Here is a 19,883-nt window from a genome sequence, read left to right on the forward strand (position 1 = left end):
TGTGCGTGGGAGGCGCTCAGGCCTGCTCGGCGCCCGCGGCGGGGGCCTCGGCGGCGGGAGCCTCAGCAGCAGCGACCGGCTCGGCGGCGGGGGCCTGGGCGGCAGCGGCGTCGGCGGCCTCAGCACCGGCGAGGAGCTCGGCCTCCCACTCGGGCAGCGGCTCGGCCTCGGGGGCGGCGACCTCGGCCTCCTCACCGGTGCGCACGCGGCCCCCGGAGCGGGCCAGCAGGCCCTCGGCGGTGGCGTCGGCGACGACGCGGGTCAGCAGGCTCACGGCGCGGATGGCGTCGTCGTTGCCGGGAATGCCGTAGGTGGCCTCGTCGGGGTCGCAGTTGGTGTCGAGGATGGCGATGACGGGGATGCCGAGCTTCTGGGCCTCGGAGATGGCCAGGTGCTCCTTCTTGGTGTCCACCACCCACACGGCGGCGGGGAGCTTGTTCATGTCGCGGATTCCGCCCAGGGTGCGCTGGAGCTTGTCCTTCTCGCGGCGCATCATGAGCAGCTCCTTCTTGGTGCGGCCCGAGCCGGCCACATCGTCGAAGTCGATCTGCTCGAGCTCCTTCATGCGGTCCAGGCGGGCGCGCACGGTGGAGAAGTTGGTGAGCATGCCGCCCAGCCAGCGCTGGTTGACGTAGGGCATGCCCACGCGCTGGGCCTGCTCGGCCACGGCGGCCTGCGCCTGCTTCTTGGTGCCGACGAACAGGATGTTCCCGCCGCGGGCGACGATCTCCTTGATGAAGTCGTAGGCGGTGTTGATGCCCTCGATGGACTGCTGGAGGTCGATGATGTAGATGCCGTTGCGCTCGGTGAGGATGAAGCGCTTCATCTTGGGGTTCCAGCGGCGGGTCTGGTGCCCGAAGTGGACACCGCTGTCCAGGAGCTGGCGCATGGTGACGACGGCCATGACGGTCCTTCCGTGCGTGCCGAGAGGTTGCTCGGCGCGCGTGTCATTCGGGGGACGTGATCCGCCGGAGCGGCGGCGTCCCATGTGGTGTGTTTTCTGGTTGCCCCCGCGTGGTGCGCCGGTGGCAGGCTGGGCCTGCCCGGTGGCTGCGGGGCCTGGTGCCCGCGACGCGCAACCGCCCGTCCTCCGGGGAGGGCGGGACCGCGGCTGCGTCATCCGGAAGGGACATCCCGAGGGCTCGGGTGCGGGCACGCGAAGTCAGCCCCTGCGGCCCACGGCCGATTCAGTTCCGGCGCGACCCGCAGAAAGCTGCGGGGGCGAGGCTACCACAGGGCACGGCGCCATCAGGAGGCCTCTTCCGCGGAATACGGAGTCGTCCCGGTCACCACAGGCGGCACTCCTGCACTCCTTGTCCACAGGGCTGATCGGCCGGCGTGCACCCGGGCCCTGTGCGCTCGATGGTGGGCCCATGACCTCCATCATCCCCGTGCCAGTCCTACCGCTGCTCTCCGTTGCGCTGATGCGCCTCGGGCTCCTCGCCCGGCCCCTGGCCGCACCGAGCTCCGCTCCGCCCCCTCACCGCGCACCGGCGCATCGGGGCGCCCCGGCCTTCAGGGCGACCAGCGCTGCCAGTCCGGCCAGGGCGCACAGAGCCGCCAGAGCCGCAGCGGGCGTGCTCGTCGCCCTGGTGGTCGCGGCCTGCGCGGGCATGACACCAGCGGGCGCCGCCCCTGCGGACGCCCCGGCGGCCCTTGGCTCCCTGGCGGCCTCTGGCGCCCCAGCAGCCCCGGCAGCGCTCACGGCATCCGCGACCTGGGAGACCGGCGCCGTCATGCGCGAGGTCGCGCCCTCGTGGCACACCCGGGCGGTGGCAGGCACCGGCGGGCCGATGGCGGCGGCTCCCGCGGGCGGTGCGCCGCGCGGCCGGGGGCGCTACTCCTGGCCCACGGGCGGGCCGGCCCCGGTGGTGGAGGGCTTCGACCCTCCGGCGGTGGTGTGGGGGCGCGGCCATCGCGGCGTGGACCTGGCGGCGCCGGAGGGCTCGCAGGTGCGCAGCGCGGGCGACGGCGTGGTGGCCTTCGCCGGGGTGGTGGCCGGACGGCCGGTGGTCTCGGTGGACCACGCCGATGGGATCCGCACCACCTATGAGCCGGTGGAGCCGGCGGTGAGCGCAGGCCGGGCAGTGGCCCGCGGGGAGGTGATCGGGACCCTGCTGGCCGGGCACCGAGACGATGGGGTGAGCGCCCTGCACTGGGGCGCGCGCACCGGTCCCAAGACCTATGTCAATCCCCTGCGACTGCTCCAGCCCCCGGTCATCCGACTCAAGCCGGCGGAGGGATGAGCGGGGCGGGCCACACGAGCCAGGGAGTGAGGCGGCTCGGGCTCTGATGCACTGCGCCCGGCGCGTATCCGGGCAGGGCGCTCAGGGCGCGAGGTGGTTCCGGGCCCACTCCAGGGCGTGGCGGTAGGAGGCCAGGCCGTAGTCCAGGGTGGCCCGCTGGTAGCGGGCCACCTCCTCCATGTCGGCGGGTACCTGTACGTCGTCGACCTGGCGGCTGACCGCCTCCAGCCGGGCCAGGTCCGCCTCCAATCGGGTACGGATTGCGCTGATGACCCTGCTGCGCTCCGGGGCCTTCAGCAGGCCCAGGAAGTAGAGGCGGGAGAGCATGGCCCGCTCGGCGTCGGACTCGGCGGGGGCGCTGAGCATCCACTGCTCGAAGGCATGCCGTCCCGCCTTGGTGACGCGGTAGGCCTTGCGGCCCCTGGTGCCGGGGCGGACCGGCTCGGCCTCCACCAGGCCTCGGGACAGCAGGTCGTCCAGGGCGCGCTTGATGCTGCCGGAGCTGGCGGAGTAGAAGAGCGAGACGCCGGCCTCGAAGGCGCGCACGAGGTCGTACAGGCTCATGGTGCGCAGGAGGAGCAGCCCCAGGATCACATTCGCCATGGGGCGATCCTAAGCGCGGCCGACGACGTCAGCGGCCTGTCCGCGTATCACCGGGCCCACCGACAACCTGCAATCGGCACCGGCCCTGCACGCCCCCGGCATCCCACGAAACCCGAGCTCGCCACAGGAGCCTTGACCCGAGGACAAGGATCGTTCATATTATCTCTCATAGACATGTCTTTGAGAGGTGACCATGAGCTCCGACCCGGACTCCCACCGTTCCTTCCAGCACTGGTGCGAGACCTCGCTGCACTCGGCACTGGTCAAGGCCACCGCCCGCAGGCGCGGGCTACCACCACCGCAGGTGCTGGTGGCGGCGCCAGGGGTGCGCTTCTCCTTCGGCGCCATCGACCAGCCCTTCCACACCGCAAGCATCGGCAAGACCTTCGTGGCCGCCCTGACAGCCAGGCTGGCCCACAAGGGCCTGCTGACCCTGGACTCCCCCGTTGGCGACCTCGCGCCCGGGCTCGACCTCCGCACGCTGCCCGCGGCCCCCGGCGTCAACCTGCACCGGGATGTGACCGTGGCCCACCTGCTCAGTCACCGCTCCGGCCTTCCCGATCCGCTCATGCCTCCACGTCGGCACAGCACCGAGTGCTCCCTGTCCCGCTTCATCGACGCACCGGACCGCCACTGGAGCCCCGCCCAGGTCCTGGAGCAGACCGCCGGCCTGCCACCCACAGGCAGGCCGGGTGAGCGCTTCAGCTATTCGGATGCCAATTACGCCCTGATCCTGTGCACCCTGGAGCGGATTGCCGCCGCCCCCTTCACCGAGCTCCTGAGCAGGCACGTGTTCAAGCCGGCGGGCATGGAGCGCACCGGCCAGCCGCATACCACCGCCACGGATGAGGAGCTGGGCCGCCTGGATATCGCGCCCATGTGGATCGGCGGACATGAGGTCAGCCGAATGCGGGCCCTGACCGTGGGCTCGGCAGACGGGGGCGCTGTGTCCACAGCCGAGGATCTGGCACGCTTCCAGGTAGCGCTGCATGAGAAGGGGCTGGTCGACGCCCCGCACCTGGCGCGCATGGCCCGGCCATTGTCGCGGCTGCGCCCGGGTATCCACTACGGCACCGGCCTGGCCACGATCCGCTTCAGCGAGTTCATGCCGCTCATCCTGCGGGGCCTGCCCGAACCGGTAGGAGGCATCGGCCTGTCAGCCGCGCACTGCTTCTACTACCCCAGGCAGCGCACCCATGTGGTGATGAACTTCCACTCGACGGCGCAGATGCGGCGCTCCTTCGCCGTCCACCTGTCCATCGCCCGGCGCTTGGCCAGGCAACAGGGGTGAGTTCCACCGGACGGCGGCTGGCCGCCGCCTCAGGCCCGGGGGAAGGCCTGGTCGTAGACGGAGCGCAGGCGCTCGGCCGAGACGTGGGTGTAGCGCTGAGTGGTGGCCAGGGAGGAGTGGCCCAGGATCTCCTGGACGCTGCGCAGGTCCGCTCCCCCGCCGAGCACATGGGTGGCGGCGCTGTGGCGCAGGCCGTGGGGCCCCAGGTCGGGCACGCCCGCCGCGGTGCACAGCCGGTGGATGACCTCGCGCACGATGCGCGGGTCGATGCGGCGCCCGCGAGCGCCCAGGAAGAGCGCGGGCCCGGCGTCGTCGGCGCGCAGCCCGCCGCGCACGGCCAGCCAGGCCTCCAGTGCTCGGGAGGCGGGCAGGCCGTAGGGGACGGTGCGCTCCTTGCCTCCTTTGCCCAGGACGCGCAGGGTGCGCTGGCCCTCGTCGAGGTCGCCGATGTCCAGGCCCACGAGCTCGGAGACCCGCACCCCGGTGGCGTAGAGGGTCTCCAGGATGGCGGCGTCGCGCACGGCCAGGGGCCTGGTCTCGGGGTCACTGTCGCGGGCGAGGCGGGCGGCGGTCTCCATGAGCCGGGAGGCCTGGTCGGTGCTCAGCACGCTGGGCAGGCGGTTGTCGGGGCGCGGCGCTCGCAGCCGGGTGGAGGGGTCGGTGGGCAACAGTCCCTCGCGGTGGGCCCAGGCGCAGAAGGCGCGCACGGAGGCGGCGCGGCGGGCCAGTGTGGCGCGGGCCTGGCCGTCGGCGGCGAGCTGGGCCAGCCAGGCGCGCAGGTCGGCCAGGTCGATGCTGGCTAGGGCGGGGCCGGTGGGCTCCTCGTCCTGGCGCCCGACGCCGAGGAAGCCGAGCAGGTCCGCCAGGTCGCCGAGGTAGGCGCGCACGGTGTGCTTGGACATGCCGCGCTGGAGGGACATGTGCCGCTGGTAGGCGGCCAGGAGCTGCCCGCGCGTGCCGGGGGCGCGCACGCCAGCGGCTGGCACCCGGCCGGCGGATGACGTCATGCGCCCACCATAGCCGCGGTGGGGCTCAGCGCCGCCGAGGCCCGGGCGTTGCTCCGCCCCACCCTCCTGTCGGGCTGTATAGGGCTTGCGGGGCCGATCACAGCATTCTGGCCGCGGCGGCTGTGCCGGGGAGAGATCTGCGGACCGCGGCGGCCGCATGCTTCTCATGCTCCTCGACCAGGGGCTGGCGCAGCCCCTCACGGGGATCGGCGCCTCCAGCCCTTGCCGCCGCGCTCCGCCCGTCCCGCGAGCTCGAGGATGCCCAGGGCCGCGGTGGCCTCGCGCACGGAGAGCCCACTGGCCCGGGCCACGGCCTCAGCAGTGGTGGAGGCCCGTGCGGGCAGGGCATCCAGGACGACGGCGCTGGCAGGGTCCAGCCCGTCCAACAGCCCGTCCCCCGCCAGGCGCGGGTCCTCGGCCCTGGCGGCGTCGGCGTCGACGGCGCCCAGGGGGCCCACGAGCTCCAGGGCGTCATCGACGTCGGTGATGCAGACGGCGCCTTTGCGCAGGAGGCGGTGGCACCCCACCGAGGCCATCGACGTGATGGGGCCCGGCACAGCGCCCACGGGCCTGCCCAGCTCCATCGCGTGATGGGCGGTGGACAGTGCCCCGGAGCGCCAGGCGGCCTCCACGACAATCGTGGCCCCGGCCATGGCGGCGATGAGCCGATTGCGGGTGAGGAAGCGGTGCCGGGCCGGCTGGCAGCCGGGCGGGACCTCGGCCACCAGGGCGCCGTCGGCGATGACCGCCTGGAGGAGCTCGGCATTGCCGGCCGGGTAGAGGCGGTCCACTCCCCCGGCCGCCACTGACAGCGTGGGCCCCGCCGCCAGGGCGCCGCAGTGGGCGCGGGCATCCACGCCGAAGGCCCCGCCGGAGATGACCAGGGCGCCGCGCGCCGTCACGCCCGAGGCCAGGGCACTGGCGGCCTCATCCCCGTAGCGCGTCGAGGCGCGGGCGCCGACCAGCGCAATACTGCTGCCGCTGGCCGGGCCCGCAGGCATACGGCCCTCCCGCATGGGAGTGCCGTGGCCCCGGCCTCCACCACTGCCGCCGGCCGGCTGGCCACCAGCACCGCCCCCGGCACCCCCAGGACTCTCCGCGCTCCCGGGACTCCCGGGGCCCTCGGCGCCATCAGTGCCCTCGCAACCGGGGCCGCCAGTGGAGGGCCCTCCGATACCGGAGGCGGCCCTGAGGTCCCGGGCGCTGACCAGGAGGGCCGGGTCTCCGCGCAGCCACAGGCAGAAGGGCGGGTGCTCCAGCTCATCGAGACCCGGGGGCCACCACGGGTCACCGGGGATGATGAGGCTCCCGGCCAGCCTGTCGAGGATGTCGAGCTCGCGACGGATGTCCAGGCCCTCCAGGCGCGGCGCCCACCGGGAGACCGCCTGGGCCCAGTGCGCACTGGCCCGGGCCCCCTCCCCACCGGCGGGCAGGGGCGGAGGAGGAGCACTGCGAGGCTCTCCCCGGGCGTCCAGGGCCTCGGCCAGCAGCCAGTCCAAGGCCCCTGCGGCCCCCAGGGCGCCGACCAGGGCGCTGGCGGCCTGGTCGGCGGGCTCGGCCAGGCGGGACCAGGTGGCACAGGCCAGGGCGGGATCGTGGTGGTCGTAGGGCAGGCGAGCCGCGCGATGGGCCGGCGCACCCCGACCGGGCGGCGCATCGTCGCCGGTCGGCCCGGCAGGCTGTCCAACCGGCATTCCGGAAGGGTGGGCGTCAGGCAGGTCGGCTGGTACCTGGTTCATGGTCGTGCTCCTGAGGTTCGCAGGGCCAGGGCGGTCCCGAGGTGGGTGAGAGTGGGGGTGGTGGTCCCTTCGAGGTCGGCCAGCGTCCAGGTCAGCCGCAGGACGCGGTCCACCCCGCGCAGGGACAGGTCGCCGCGCTCCATGGCCGCGATGAGGCGCTTGCCCAGCGCATCCGGCAGGCCGCCGTCGGGGCCGCGCAGGTAGGAGCCGGGTACCTCCGCATTGAGCGCCCAGGGAGTGCCCGCGAGGCGGCGCCTGGTGCGCTCGCGCGCCTGGGCCACGCGCTGGGCGACGACGGCGCTGGGCTCGGCCGCGCCGGCCCTGGTGAGGTCGGCGATGGTGACCGCCTCGACCTCCACCTGGATGTCCACCCGGTCCAGCAGCGGGCCGGACAGGCGGGAGAAGTAGCGGCGCCGTTGCAGGGAGGTGCAGGTGCACTCCAGGCCCCGTCCCCCCGCCTTCCCACAGGGGCACGGGTTGGCCGCCAGGACCAGTTGGAAGGCGGCAGGGTAGGTGGCCCGTCCGCCCGCGCGGTCGATGGTCACGGTCCCCGACTCCAGCGGCTGGCGCAGGCAGTCCAGGATCCCGGCGCTGAACTCCGGGGCCTCATCCAGGAAGAGCACCCCCCGGTGGGCCAGGCAGATGTCCCCGGGACGGGGCATGCCCGATCCCCCGCCGACCACGGCCGCCCGGGTGGCGGTGTGGTGGGGGCTGCGCAGGGGAGGAGCGGTGATGAGGCCCGCATCGGGGTTGAAGGTCCCGGCCACGGAGTGGATGGCCGTGACTGTCACGGCGTCGGCCTGCTCCAAGGGCGGCAGGATGGAGGGCAGGCGCTCGGCCAGCATCGTCTTGCCGGCGCCCGGGGGCCCCACCATGAGCAGGTGGTGGCCCCCGGCGGCGGCCACCTCCAGGGCGTGGCGGGCCCCGGCCTGGCCGACGACGTCGGCGAGATCGGGCTGCTCAGGTGCCGGCTGCCCCGATTCCTCCTGCGGACAGGCCCGCGCCTGCTCCCCGATCCGGGCCACGGTGGAGGCCAGCGCTGCGGGCAGCCGGCCGCCGTAGCGCTCCACGAGCTGGCCCACATGGGACACCGCCGTCACCCGGGCCCCCGGCACGAGCCCGGCCTCGGCCGCGGCGCCCTGGGCGACGACGATCTCCTCGATCCCGGCGCTCACGGCCGCCTGGACGCAGGGCAGCACGCCGCGCACCGGGTGGACCGAGCCGTCCAGGCCGAGCTCGCCGATGTAGACCGTCCGCCCCAGCTGCGCGGCGGCCCCCGCACCGAGCCTGCCGCGGGCGCCCAGCACCGCCAGAGCCAGGGCCAGGTCCAGTCCGGTGCCGCTCTTGCGCAGGTCCGCCGGTGAGAGGTTGACGGTCAGGCGGTGCTCCCCCCAGGTGACGCCGCAGCTGCTCAGGGCGGCGCGCACCCGCTCGCGCGACTCTCGCACGGCGGCGTCGGGCAGGCCCACGAGGGTGAAGCCGGGCAGCCCCTGGGCGCAGTGGGCCTCGACCTCGACCACGTGCCCGCGCAGACCGGTCAGGGTGATGGCCAGAGTGCGTGCCAGGCCCATCACAGCCCCACTCCCCGGTGGTGGCGCAGCTGGGCGGGGCCCGTCTCGGGCAGCAGCACCGAGATGACATCGATGCGCAGCCCCGAGTGGTCGACCCGGTGCGCAGCGGCCCAGGCCGCGGCCAGCGCCCGCAGGCGGGCGAGCTTGCGCCCGTCCACCGCGGCCGCCGGTGGGCCCTGGCGCAGGCAGCGGCGGGTCTTGACCTCGACCACCACCAGGGATGGTCGGGCGCCGTGGGGACTCGTCTCCAGGGCGATGAGATCGAGCTCGCCGCGCAGCCCGCTGCCGGGCCGCCAGTTGCGATCCAGGACCCGCCAGCCGATATCGGCGAGGTAGGCGGCGGCCAGGTCCTCGCCGTGGCGCCCGGTGCGGGCCCGCTCGGCACTGCGGGGCTCTACGGTTTCCGCGATGGTCAGGGGCACGGTGATCACCTCCGCCACCAGGATGGGCCGCGGCCGCCGGCTCGTGCCGTGGACGACAGCGGCCCTGTGGAGGAAGGGTGCAGCAGGCCGACCTGGGGTGACCGGCTCACCGCGGGATACCGCCAATCCGGTAGTGGCGCCCCAGGCGCCCGCCCCGGGCCTCGGTCTAGGAGGGGATGTCCATCTCCAGCTTGGTCAGCTCCTCGACGTTGACGTCCTTGAAGGTGACCACGTGCACGGACTTGACGAACCGGGAAGTGCGGTAGATGTCCCACACCCAGGCGTCCTCCAGGGTCAGCTCGAAGAAGACCTCCTCGCCGTTGCCCCGCACCTGGACGTCCACGGCATTGGCCAGGTAGAAGCGGCGCTCGGTCTCCACCACATAGGAGAACAGCGAGACGACGTCGCGGTACTCCCGGTACAGGGAGAGCTCCAGCTCGTTCTCATAGGCCTCGAGGTCTTCAGCGCTCACCGGGCCATCATGCCCGCCCCGCCGCCCCGCCGCTGCGAGGCTGCTCGGGCGAGTCGGCATGCCCGTCCCGCCGCCCTCCCGAGAGCAGTGCCCGGCCTCAGCGGGAGGGGCCGTCCAGGCCGGGCAGGCGCCAGCTGCGGCGGTGCTGCTCACCGGCACCCAGGCGCGCCAGGGCACGGATGTGGGCGGGGCTGGCGTAGCCCTTGTTGGAGGCCCACCCGTAGCCGGGGTCGGCCAGCTCCTCCATGAGCCCGTCGCGCTCGACCTTGGCCAGGACGGAGGCCGCGGCCACGACGGCGCAGCGCGCATCGGCCTTGACCTCCATGCGCACCGGCGGCAGCGCACCACCAGCGTCACCGCCGTCGTCCCGCCCCGCCCGCGGCACGCCGGGCGCAGCGGCCTGCGGGGCGTGGGCGGGATCAAGGCCCTCCAGCAGATCCGCGGACGGTGGGGCCAGCCAGTTGGCGGTGCCGTCCAGGATGATGGCACCGGGCCGGTGCCCGCGCCGGCCGACCTCCTCCAGGGCCCGCAGGCCTGCGAGCCTGAGCGCGCCCATGATCCCCAGCCCGTCGATCTCCTGGGGCCAGGCGTGGGCCACCGCGCAGTCCACCACCCACTGGCGCACCGGGGCCACCAGGGCCTGGCGGCGCCGGGCGGTCAGCTGCTTGGAGTCGGCCAGGCCCGGGGGCATCTGGGCGGGGGTGGACCGGGAGACCACCGCGAGTCCCACACTGACCGGGCCGGCCAGCGCACCGCGCCCCACCTCGTCCATGCCGGCGACCAGATCGGTGCCCGCCAGCAGCTCGGTCTCCAGGGCCCGGTCGGGCAGGAGGCGGGCCCGCGGGCTCACCGGCCCCCGCTCACTGGCCCTCCTGGGCCGCCGGATCGGCGTCCTGGGCCTGCTGGTCCACCTGGGCGAAGATCTCGCGGCCCTCGCCCAGGCCCTCCCATCGATCGATGGGCCAGATGACGGACTTGGCCACGCCCACGATGTTCTCCCGGGGCACGAAGCCGCCGTGGGCGTCGGTGCGGTGGAAGCGGGAGTCGGCGGAGTTGGAGCGGTTGTCCCCCATGACCCACACATGCCCCTCGGGCACGACGACGTCGAAGGGCACCTCGGAGGCCAGAGTGCCGGGCTTGAGGTAGGACTCGTCCACGGGGACGCCGTTGACGCTCAGGGAGCCCTGTCCATCGGCCACGATGTGGTCTCCGCCCACGCCGATGACGCGCTTGATGAGGTGGTGCCCGGTGTCCTGGGGCAGGAGCCGGACGAGCTCGAGGGTGTCCTGGAGCAGGCCGCGCAGGCCGGTGGGCTCGGTGACATCCAGCCAGTTGTCGGGGTCGGTGAAGACCACGACGTCGCCCCGCTCGATCTGCTCGGAGTCGTACATGGTCACCGCCACCTGGTCCCCTGAGCGCAGGGTGTCCTCCATGGAGCCCGAGGGGATCTCATAGGTCTGCAGGACGTAGGTCTTGAACAGCGCCGCGAGGAGCAGGATGACGACGAAGACGGTCAGGGTGGAGGGGAAGCGCAGGCGTGGGCGGCGCGGCTCGGGGGCGGCCGGGGCGATGGATGGCACGGGGCGCCGTCGGGGCGGGATGGAGGGGGGCAGGACGGCGGGGGCCGCGAGCTCCTCGAGGTGCTCGGCGCCCTCCGGACCATCTGGGCCATCGGGCTGGTCATCGCCCGGGTCGGCCGCGTCCTGTGGCGAGGGGCTGGTGGGGGCACTGGCCGCGGTGCGGACGGGAGCCTCGTCCTCATCGAGGGTGGGGGCCAGCTCCGGGCGGGCAGGCGCGGGAGGGCTGCCGGGGGCATCGTCGTGCGGTGCTCTCACCGTCTCCCTTTCCTCGTCATGGGCGGCCTGGTCCTGTGCTGGGTTCAGTTGGTCGGGTCGGGGGTGGGGGGCGCCCAGGCGTTGGGACGCCGGGGGCGGGCCGCCTGGTGGGGTGGTGCGACGGGCCGCTGATGCAGGCGGCCCCGGGGCCTGGCCGGCCCCGGGGCGCTACCGGAGGCGAGGGCTCAGTCCTCGCGGCGCTCCTTGATCTTGGCCGCCTTGCCGCGCAGGTTGCGCAGGTAGTACAGCTTGGCGCGACGCACGCGGCCGCGGGTGACCACCTCGATCTTGTCGATGGAGGGGGTGTGGACCGGGAAGGTGCGCTCGACGCCGACGCCGAAGGAGACCTTGCGGATGGTGAAGGTCTCAGAGACGCCCGAGCCCTGGCGGGCGATGACGACTCCCTGGAAGACCTGCACACGGCTGCGCGAGCCCTCCACGACCCGCACGTGCACCTTGAGGGTGTCACCGGGGCGGAAGGACGGGATGTCGTCGCGCAGGGAGGCCTGGTTGATCTGGTCGATCAGGTTCATGGTTCTCTCCACACCCGTGCCACTGGTCAGGGGTGCTTGTCCGGCGGCGCGTATGCCACGGACCGCAGAGGGCCGGCTCGCGCCGAGATCAGGATGCCCGAGAGTCTCCTGAGTGCAGAGCCGCCCCAGTGGCGGAGGCCGTGCGGAGCCCCAGAGCCCGCTCAGTGTGCCACAGGCGCCCGGGGAGCGGCGAGACCCCCGGGACCGACGTGCCGGAGTTCACGCCTGCGGGGGCACCGACCACGGCCGATGGTGCAGTGGGGTCCTCGGAGGCACCGGCGGGGGCGGGGGCCTCGGCGTCGGGCACCTCGGAGAAGGCCTGCTCCCCCTGGGACAGGCCCGCCCAGTGCCCCACCGGCCAGACCACGGACTTGGCCACGCCGATGACGTTGCCCAGGGGGACGAAGCCGCCGTGGGCGTCGGTGCGGTGGAAGCGGGAGTCGGCGGAGTTGGAGCGGTTGTCCCCCATGACCCACACGTGCCCCTCGGGCACGACGACGTCGAAGGGCACCTCGGAGGCCAGGCGGCCCGGCTTGAGGTAGGACTCGTCCACGGGGACGCCGTTGACGCTCAGGGAGCCCTCGCCGTCGGCCACGACATGATCCCCGGGCAGGCCGATGACGCGCTTGATGAGGTGGTGGCCCGCGTCCCGGGGCAGGATGCGCACGGCCTCCAGGATGTCCTGGCCCAGGCCGCGCAGGCCGGTGGGCTCGGTGACATCCAGCCAGTTGTCGGGGTCGGTGAAGACCACGACATCGCCCCGCTCGATCCGCTCGGCGTCGTACATGGTCACCGCCACGCGGTCCCCCTCCACGAGGGTGTCCTCCATGGAGCCCGAGGGGATGATGAAGGTCTGGACGATGAAGGTCCGCACCAGGGCCACGATGACAACGGCGCCCACCACGTACATGGCGGTGATCCCCCAGCGCACCAGGCGGGCCTGCACGGGGCCCAGGGCCGGCCCGGCGCCCTGCTCCTGGTCACCAGCCTCCGCGGCGTCCCGCTCCTGGTCGGTACTTTCACCGGCCCGATCGGCCTCATCGGCACTGCCGGCTGCGCTGGCCCTGTCGGTATGCGTCTCAATCATGCGGTCCCTGCTGCCATCCTCAGTCGCGTTCTCAGTGCCGTCCTCATCCCGTCTCACGCGGTGCCCCTGGTGCTCCCCGCCGTCGACGCCGCGGTGGGCTCGGGCCGGCGGACCATGACGACGTCGCGGCACACCTGCTCCCCCACTCGGTAGTCCCGCGCACCCTCGGCGGTGAAGCCCGAGCGCCGGTAGGCCTTCTGGGCGCGCCTGTTGCCGGTGGCGGTGCCCAGCCACACCAGGTCGGCGCCGCGGTCCGCGGCGTGGGCGACGGCGGCCTCCAGGAGGGCCGAGGCCAGTCCGGAGCCGCGCATGGCCGCATCGACGTAGACCTTGGACAGCTCGGCGACCAGCTCCTGGGGCCCGGCGGCCAGGCCGGGCGGGCACTCATCCAGGCCGCGGGGCATGGCCCCGCTGTCATCGGGGGCCTCCATGATGACCGCGCTGTAGCCCACCAGAGGGCACTGCGGGGCCGGGGCCTCGGCCGGGAGCCCGGCCGGCGGGGGGCTGTGCGGGAGCTCGGCGACGAAGAGGCCGACGCGCTCGTCCTCGATCCAGGAGGCGAACAGCTCGGAGGTCAGGTGGGTCTCCACGTGCCGGCGGATGTACTCCGGCGGGATGTGTCCGGGGCAGGCGTCGGGGAAGGTGCGGGCCGCCAGGGCCACGAGACGGTCCACATCCGCAGGTCGGGCGGGCCGGATCGTCACCGGGCGCGGGTGGGCCGCGCTGCGGGGCGCGAGCCACCCGTGGGCGGCCAGGGCGGCGCGGTCGGCGGCGTCCAGGGCGGCGGCGTCCAGGGCGGCAATGAGGTCGGGGCGGCGCGCGGCGGTGCGGGCGATGGACTGGTCGCGGCGGGCGCGGGCGATGCGCCCGTGGTCCCCGCTGAGCAGGACGGGGTCGACCTCCAGGCCCCGCCAGGTGGTGGGGCGGGTGTGGACCTCGTACTCCAGCAGCCCCGAGGCCCCGTGGGACTCCTCGACCACGGAGTCCGGGTTGCCCAGGACCCCGGGCAGCAGGCGGGCGACGGCCTCGATGATGACCAGTGCGGCGGCCTCTCCCCCGTTGAGGACGTAGTCCCCGATGCTCAGCTCGCGCACCTCCACTCCCTGCTGGGCGTAGTGGCGGGCCACGCGCCCATCGATGCCCTCGTAGCGCCCGCAGGCGACGACCAGGTGCTGGGCGCCGGCCAACTCCTCGGCGGTTCGCTGGGTGAAGACCTCGCCGGCCGGGGTCGGGATGATGAGCACCGGCCGGGGCGGTGCCCCATCGGCGGCATCGGGGCCCGGGGCCACCAGGATGTCGTCGAGGGCCCGACCCCAGATGTCGGGCTTCATCACCATGCCCGCTCCCCCGCCGATCGGGGTGTCGTCAACAGTGCGGTGGCGGTCGGTGGTCCATTCACGCAGGTCGTGGACGGTCAGGTCGAGTGCCCCACCGGCCGCGGCCCTGCCGATGAGGGACAGGTCCAGGGCGCGCAGGTAGTCGGGGAAGATCGTGACGACGTCGATCCTCACCGGCGCCCCCCGGTGCCGGAGGCGTCCCCAGCAGCCTCATCAGTCTCGTCATCATCCTCGGGGAACAGGCCGCCGGGCGGGTCGAGGGTGACGGTTCCGCCCTCCGGATCGACCTGGGGCACGAGCGCGGCGACGAAGGGGACGGCGACGCGCCGGCCCCGGGGGGTGCGCACGACGAGCCGGTCCTGGGCCACGCCGGGCTCCAGGTCGACGACCTCGCCCATGTGCTCCCCCTGGGTGGACAGGGCGCGCAGGCCGATGAGCTGGTGGCGGTACCAGGACTCCTCGTCGTCCTGGTCGTTCTCCTCATCGGTGTCCACCAGCAGGCGCACTCCCCGCAGGGCCTCGGCGGCGGTGCGGTCGCGGGCCTGGTCGAAGGCGGCGAACCAGCGGGTGCCGTCGAAGCGCAGGCGGGAGACCGTCAGGGGCCCGGCCGAGGCGGGGTCGGTGGGCAGGCTGGTCCCCTCGGCCAGGCGCCCGGCGGGATCGTCCGTGCGGATCTCAAGGCGGACCTCGCCCTTGAGGGCGTGGGCCGGGCCGATGACGGCGACGGTGAGCAGCACCTGGTCTCCAATGCGTGCAGGCGGATGGACTGGCCCCAACCTACCGTGCCCGGGCCGGTGGGCCGCGCTGGGCGGGTGTGAGGTATCCGCGATGCGGCCTGCCCCACCCTGCTCGCCCTGCGGCCGGGTCCGGAGGCCCGGCCGCGGGCGGGGGCGTGGGAGGTCTCAGAGCACAGGGCCGGGACCGGGCCGCCACTGCCGGCACAGTCGGCAGGCTCGGCGCGGGCAGCCCGGGCAGCGCCCGGCCATGCCTAGGGCAGCACACGCGCAGTGCCCGGCCCCTGGGCAGGGGCCGGGCACTGCGGTGATGTCGGGCTGGGCTCAGCGCCGGTCGGTGTCGACGACGTCGACGCGCACCGGCGAGTCGGCCAGGGCGCCCACGACGGTGCGCAGGGCCCGGGCTGTGCGCCCTGAGCGGCCGATGACGCGGCCGAGGTCCTCGGGGTTGACCCGCACCTCGAGCAGGTCGCCGCGCCGCAGCGAGCGGGAGGTGACGGTGACGTCGTCGGGATTGTCGACGATGCCGCGCACGAGGTGCTCGAGGGCGTCAGCCAGCATCTCAGGCCTCCTCGGACGCCTCGGCGCCGTCCTCGGAGGAGGTCTGCTCGGGCTGCTCGGAGGCCTCGGCCGATTCCGCGGCCTCCGCCTCCTTCTCAGCCTTGGCCTTGGCCTCCGCGGCGGCGGCCTTGCGCTTCTCGGCGTCGGCGGCGGCGGCCTTGACGGCCTCCTGCTTGGCGACCGAGGCGGCCTCGGCGTCCTTGACCTTCAAGGTGCCCTCGGCACCGGCCAGGCCCTTGAAGGCCTGGTAGTCGCCGGTGATCTTCAGCAGCTTGAAGACGGCGTCGGTGGGCTGGGCGCCCACGCCGAGCCAGTACTGGGCGCGCTCGGAGTCGATGCGGATGAGCGAGGGCTCCTGCATCGGGTCGTACAGACCAATCTCCTCGATGACACGGCCGTCGCGCTTCTTACGGGAGTCGAGGACGACGACCCGGTAGAAGGGGGCGAACTTCTTGCCCATGCGCTTGAGGCGAATCTTGACTGCCACTTGGTGGAACTCCTGGTTCTGGATGGTTTGGCGCGCGCTGGTCCCCGGTGGGGTCAAGCAACGGTTTCCGGCGTGAGCCGAGACGCGACCGGGGCCGGGAGAGGGACCGACGTCCAGCCGAGTACAGCGGGAGATTTTGCCAGAGGGCGGGCGGTGGCCGCCACCTCCCCGCGCTCCGATCCGCCCGTCCACCGTGCGAGATCGCCCACAGGGCTCGAGCGCCCGTCACGGGCCCCATGCCCCATCCCATCCCTCCCCGCGCGATCCCATCGTCTCATCTCGTCTCACCGCTGAACCGGTGGGATCCTCACGCGACTGGGGTTGGGCGCGCCAAAGCCCAGGCCCGGGAGCAGGATGAGGGGATAATCCTCCTGTGAGACCCCGCCCCCGCTCCATCAGGCCGCCGGGCGCACCCACCTCGATCCGGCCGCCGAAGAACCCCGATACCCCCAGAGCGCTGGGAAGGCCGGGCGCGACCAGGCCTCCGGGCGGATCGGGGCGCCCCGTCCCGCGCCTGATCATCGGAGCCACCATCTGCGCTGTCGTGATCTCCCTGGCCCTGGCCGGAGCCCATGCGATCCGCTCCCTGCTCCTCTCGCACGCGCCGACCGCCACCGCAACGGACAGCCAGGCCGACAAAGGCTGCTCAGCGTCAGCCAGCCTCGGAGTTTCCGAGGATCTGCGACTGTGGGAGGAGTCGTGGCGCATGGACAGTGGCGCCGGCGACTGGTTCGAGAGTCCCGATTGGACCGTCTTCTCCCAGGGCGACTGCCTGATCCTGTCCACTCGGGAGGAGAGCTCGACGACGCTCCTCCGGGGGTACCGGATCACCGAGAGCGGGCCGGTACAGCTCTGGGAGTCCCGGGACACCGATATCAGTGAGATCTATGAGGGGCTCCCCTGGTGGGGTGGCAGGATCCCCGTCTACGAAGGACTCCTGGATCCTGCGACAGGGGAGGTCTCCGACGCTCCCTGGCCCACCGGGAGCCGGAACGCCGTGCCCATCGACGAGGAGCTCATCGTCGTATGCGGCCGCCCGAGCGCGGTGAGCACCGAGCCCCCCACCTGCAGTGCCTGGGAGTGGAATGAGGGCAGTCCCAGCGAGCGCTGGTCAAGGACCTACACGGATAGCGAGGACGTCACACCGTTTCGCGGGCACGGGGTGGGCGGCGGCCCCGACCAGGGCTCGGTCGTCGTGTCCACGGACGCTGGGCGCACAGTGTCCTTCATGTCATTGGCTGATGGCACGGTACGAGGGGGGTGGCCGACGAGGATTGAGGGCCAGGAGTCCCCGGCGGCCTATATCCCAGCCTCGGACGGATGGGTGCGCGTGGACGAGTCTCGCACCCAGGCGACGGCCATCGGTGCTCAGGGCCGCGAAGGCGAGACCTTCACCATCTCCAGGACCCCGGATGCACTGCTGCTCGTCGATGGCCAGGAACCGACGGTGGACCAGTTCCGGCGGGCCTACGAGTCCGGTGATACCTCCTGGGCCGACACGGTGCTGCATTGCGAGGATCTCTTCGAGTGCACCCTCAATGGCTCACCGATCGCCCTGCCGAGAGAGTCCTTCAGCTGGCAGGGCGTTGATGATGGCGCCTACCAGGGACTTGCCACGCTCAGCGCGGATCGCCACGCGCTCTTGATCAGGACTGAGCGCAATACCATCAGCACCGTCATTCTCATCGATATCGAGACTGGCACCGCCACAGTCCCCGCTCACGCCTCCTCCCATCTGAGGCGAGGGACGTCCAGGGTGGATGAGGAGCTCATCCTCACGATTGAGGGATCCGAGGTCGTCGGCTACAGGCCCGTTCAGTAACCGGCCATCCGGTACTCCCGGCTCGCTACTGACACGGCTACGGCGCCCGCAGGCCACCGGCGACCGACCCATGACACCTGTCATCCCCAGGCGGTGACAGTGCTCAGTACCGGCTCCCGCCCCGGCGGATCACCCTGGGGCCATGAGCACCACAGCCCCCACCCGCAACAGCCCCGCCCATCCCGCCACCGCCTCCACGCAGGCCGGCCCCGGCGCACCGCCCGCCACGAGCACCGGCCCCGCCGTGGAGATCACCGGCCTGGTCAAGACCTTCGGGAGCCTCCGGGCGGTCGACGGCATCGACCTGACCGTGCGCCCTGGGGAGATCGTCGCCTTCCTGGGCCCCAATGGGGCCGGGAAGTCCACCACCCTGGACATCATCCTCGGCTTCACCGCGGCCGACACCGGCACTGCCCGGGTCTTCGGCGCCGCGCCCGCCCAGGCCGCCAGGCGGATGCGCACCGGTGCCATCCTCCAGGAGGGCGGCCTCCTGCCCGACTACACGGTGAGCCAGACGATCAGCATCGTGGCCGCCATGCGCGGCGCCCGCCACGACATCGCCGCGGTCACCCGGCTGGCGGGGATCACGCCGATCCTGCGCCGCAAGGTGGCCAAGTGCTCCGGTGGGGAGCGCCAGCGCCTGCGCCTGGCCCTGGCCCTGCTGGGCAACCCCGACCTCATGGTCCTCGATGAGCCCACGGCAGGCATGGATGTCACGGCGCGCCGGACCTTCTGGGCCGCGATCCGCGAGCGCGCCGCGGGCGACAGGGCCGTCCTCTTCGCCACGCACTACCTCCAGGAGGCGGCGGACTTCGCCGACCGCATCATCATTATCAGCCATGGCCGCATCGTGGCGGCCGGCTCGGTCGATGAGGTGCGGGCCCTGGGCCAGGGCACCACGATCACGGCCACCTGGCCGGGGCTGGCCGGCGCCGCGCAGCTGCGCGAGGCGCTGGCCGAGGCGGGCCCGGCCGTTCTGGGCTCCCGCGTGCACGGGGAGCACCTGGAGATCCGCACCAGCGCGCCCGACGACGTCGCCCGCCTCCTGCTGACCCGCACTCCCTGCCACCACCTGGGCATCACCGCCCTGAGCCTAGACGAGGTCTTCGCCGAGCTCGTCCACTCCCCCGCCGAGGATCCGGCAGAGGACCCCGCGCAGGCGGCCTGATCCGGCCGGCCCGGACTTCCCCGGCGTCAGCCGCCGACAAACCGCCAGTCATCCGAGAACCGCATCCCAGCCACCCAAGAAAACCACCCAAGAAGATTCGGAGAGCATCATGACCGCCCCCGCCGTTCCTGCCGTCCCCACCCCCGGCACTGCCAGCGCCGCTAGCCGGGAGCGCCCGAGCCTGGTGCCCTATATCGTCACCGAGCTGCGCAACACCGTCATCCGGGCCGATACCATCATCTTCATCATCATCATGCCGCTGGCCTTCTACCTCATGTTCGGGGCCATGGCCTCCTATGGCGACTTCGACGCCGGCCGGGGCAATGTCAATGCCGTTGTCATGGTCAATATGGCGGTGTTCTCCACGGCCATGGCGGCCACGAGCGTGGCGGGGACCTCCGCCGTCGAGTTGGCCGGGGGCTGGGGGCGGCAGATGGCCCTGACACCGGGGGGCATGCGCTCCTACATGCTCGTCAAGACCGCCGCGGCGGTCCTGCTGTCCCTGGTGCCGGTGACGCTGATCTTCACCGCCGGGGCCCTCCTGGGCGCCAGGTGCGACAGCCCCCTGGTGTGGGCGGGCTCCTACCTGCTGTGCCTGACCCCGACGATCCCCTTCTCCCTCTACGGCCTGGCCATCGGCCTGTGGTTCCCCTCCCAGGGGGCTGTGGGCATCGCCTCGGCATCGGTGTCGGTGTGGGGGTTCCTGTCGAATATCTTCATGCCGCTGGGCGGCACCCTGTTCACGATCGCCCACGCCACGCCGCTCTACGGGGCGGCGGGTCTGAGCCAGCGCCCGATCCTGGACGACATGGTGGTCACGGCCACCGGGCCGATCAGGGAGGGCATGTGGCTCCAACTCGCTAACCTCGTGGCATGGACGCTCATCCTGGCCCTGGTCTGCCTGGCCTCCATGCGCCGCTCGACGGCCCGGCGCTGAGCGCCATGGCATCGACAGCATCGGCAGCATC

20 protein-coding genes are annotated in these 19,883 nt (G+C 73.1%); 5 read left to right on the top strand and 15 right to left on the bottom strand.

Annotated elements, in window-relative coordinates; genetic code table 11:
- Window positions 1-16 precede the first annotated feature (16 nt).
- Window positions 17-904, bottom strand: a complete 888-nt coding sequence (rpsB, locus tag MANAM107_RS00915) for a 30S ribosomal protein S2 (protein WP_223909948.1) — start codon at window positions 902-904, stop codon at window positions 17-19.
- A 673-nt stretch (window positions 905-1,577) separates the two neighbouring features.
- On the opposite strand from rpsB, the gene MANAM107_RS00920 reads away from it, so the two are divergent.
- Entirely contained in the window at window positions 1,578-2,246 is a 669-nt protein-coding gene (locus MANAM107_RS00920) for a murein hydrolase activator EnvC family protein (protein WP_223909950.1), read from the top strand.
- 81 nt (window positions 2,247-2,327) lie between these two features.
- Here MANAM107_RS00920 and MANAM107_RS13000 read toward each other — a convergent pair whose 3' ends face one another.
- Window positions 2,328-2,849, bottom strand: coding sequence for a helix-turn-helix transcriptional regulator (locus MANAM107_RS13000; RefSeq protein ID WP_263421908.1), 522 nt, complete (start codon window positions 2,847-2,849; stop codon window positions 2,328-2,330).
- A gap of 193 nt (window positions 2,850-3,042) precedes the next feature.
- Between MANAM107_RS13000 and MANAM107_RS00935 the strand changes: the two genes are divergently transcribed.
- Window positions 3,043-4,140 (top strand): serine hydrolase domain-containing protein, encoded by a 1,098-nt coding sequence (locus MANAM107_RS00935; protein WP_223909953.1) that lies wholly within the window; start codon window positions 3,043-3,045, stop codon window positions 4,138-4,140.
- A gap of 29 nt (window positions 4,141-4,169) precedes the next feature.
- Here the strand turns inward: MANAM107_RS00935 and MANAM107_RS00940 are convergent, their stop codons facing one another.
- From MANAM107_RS00940 to rpsP, 13 genes are all read right to left on the bottom strand, one after another.
- The gene (locus tag MANAM107_RS00940; RefSeq protein WP_223909956.1) at window positions 4,170-5,147 is read right to left on the bottom strand and encodes a tyrosine recombinase XerC; all 978 of its coding nucleotides are present in this window, start codon (window positions 5,145-5,147) and stop codon (window positions 4,170-4,172) included.
- A 197-nt stretch (window positions 5,148-5,344) separates the two neighbouring features.
- Window positions 5,345-6,841 carry a DNA-processing protein DprA gene (locus MANAM107_RS00945; protein WP_223909959.1) on the bottom strand — a complete coding sequence of 499 codons (1,497 nt, stop codon included), beginning with the start codon at window positions 6,839-6,841 and terminating at the stop codon, window positions 5,345-5,347.
- Between the two features lie 41 nt (window positions 6,842-6,882).
- Entirely contained in the window at window positions 6,883-8,457 is a 1,575-nt protein-coding gene (locus MANAM107_RS00950; protein ID WP_223912667.1) for a YifB family Mg chelatase-like AAA ATPase, read from the bottom strand.
- The gene (locus tag MANAM107_RS00955; protein WP_223909963.1) at window positions 8,457-8,879 is read right to left on the bottom strand and encodes a YraN family protein; all 423 of its coding nucleotides are present in this window, start codon (window positions 8,877-8,879) and stop codon (window positions 8,457-8,459) included. The genes MANAM107_RS00950 and MANAM107_RS00955 overlap by 1 nt, the downstream gene beginning before the upstream one ends.
- A gap of 166 nt (window positions 8,880-9,045) precedes the next feature.
- A complete protein-coding gene (locus MANAM107_RS00960) occupies window positions 9,046-9,351 on the bottom strand; it encodes a DUF2469 domain-containing protein (protein WP_026426588.1) in 306 nt (101 codons plus the stop codon).
- A 97-nt stretch (window positions 9,352-9,448) separates the two neighbouring features.
- Window positions 9,449-10,201, bottom strand: coding sequence for a ribonuclease HII (gene rnhB / locus MANAM107_RS00965; protein WP_223909967.1), 753 nt, complete (start codon window positions 10,199-10,201; stop codon window positions 9,449-9,451).
- A gap of 10 nt (window positions 10,202-10,211) precedes the next feature.
- Entirely contained in the window at window positions 10,212-11,186 is a 975-nt protein-coding gene (gene lepB / locus MANAM107_RS00970; protein WP_223909971.1) for a signal peptidase I, read from the bottom strand.
- A gap of 185 nt (window positions 11,187-11,371) precedes the next feature.
- Window positions 11,372-11,719 (bottom strand): 50S ribosomal protein L19, encoded by a 348-nt coding sequence (rplS, locus tag MANAM107_RS00975; protein WP_179899940.1) that lies wholly within the window; start codon window positions 11,717-11,719, stop codon window positions 11,372-11,374.
- A gap of 88 nt (window positions 11,720-11,807) precedes the next feature.
- Entirely contained in the window at window positions 11,808-12,806 is a 999-nt protein-coding gene (lepB, locus tag MANAM107_RS00980; RefSeq protein WP_223909974.1) for a signal peptidase I, read from the bottom strand.
- A gap of 53 nt (window positions 12,807-12,859) precedes the next feature.
- Entirely contained in the window at window positions 12,860-14,317 is a 1,458-nt protein-coding gene (gene trmD / locus MANAM107_RS00985) for a tRNA (guanosine(37)-N1)-methyltransferase TrmD (RefSeq protein WP_223909977.1), read from the bottom strand.
- Window positions 14,314-14,880, bottom strand: a complete 567-nt coding sequence (gene rimM, locus MANAM107_RS00990; RefSeq protein ID WP_223909980.1) for a ribosome maturation factor RimM — start codon at window positions 14,878-14,880, stop codon at window positions 14,314-14,316. The genes trmD and rimM overlap by 4 nt, the downstream gene beginning before the upstream one ends.
- A 321-nt stretch (window positions 14,881-15,201) precedes the next feature.
- Window positions 15,202-15,438 (bottom strand): RNA-binding protein, encoded by a 237-nt coding sequence (locus MANAM107_RS00995; protein ID WP_003786440.1) that lies wholly within the window; start codon window positions 15,436-15,438, stop codon window positions 15,202-15,204.
- Window position 15,439: 1 nt separating this feature from the next.
- On the bottom strand, window positions 15,440-15,925 hold the full coding sequence (gene rpsP, locus MANAM107_RS01000) for a 30S ribosomal protein S16 (protein WP_179899937.1): 486 nt from the start codon (window positions 15,923-15,925) through the stop codon (window positions 15,440-15,442).
- 706 nt (window positions 15,926-16,631) lie between these two features.
- On the opposite strand from rpsP, the gene MANAM107_RS01005 reads away from it, so the two are divergent.
- From MANAM107_RS01005 to MANAM107_RS01015, 3 genes are all read left to right on the top strand, one after another.
- Window positions 16,632-17,747 carry a hypothetical protein gene (locus tag MANAM107_RS01005; protein ID WP_223909983.1) on the top strand — a complete coding sequence of 372 codons (1,116 nt, stop codon included), beginning with the start codon at window positions 16,632-16,634 and terminating at the stop codon, window positions 17,745-17,747.
- 142 nt (window positions 17,748-17,889) lie between these two features.
- Window positions 17,890-18,915, top strand: coding sequence for an ABC transporter ATP-binding protein (locus MANAM107_RS01010; RefSeq protein ID WP_223909986.1), 1,026 nt, complete (start codon window positions 17,890-17,892; stop codon window positions 18,913-18,915).
- 109 nt (window positions 18,916-19,024) lie between these two features.
- The gene (locus MANAM107_RS01015; RefSeq protein WP_223909989.1) at window positions 19,025-19,852 is read left to right on the top strand and encodes an ABC transporter; all 828 of its coding nucleotides are present in this window, start codon (window positions 19,025-19,027) and stop codon (window positions 19,850-19,852) included.
- Window positions 19,853-19,883 lie beyond the last annotated feature (31 nt).

The sequence above is a fragment of the Actinomyces capricornis genome (assembly GCF_019974135.1).
GTDB classification, from domain to species: domain Bacteria; phylum Actinomycetota; class Actinomycetes; order Actinomycetales; family Actinomycetaceae; genus Actinomyces; species Actinomyces capricornis.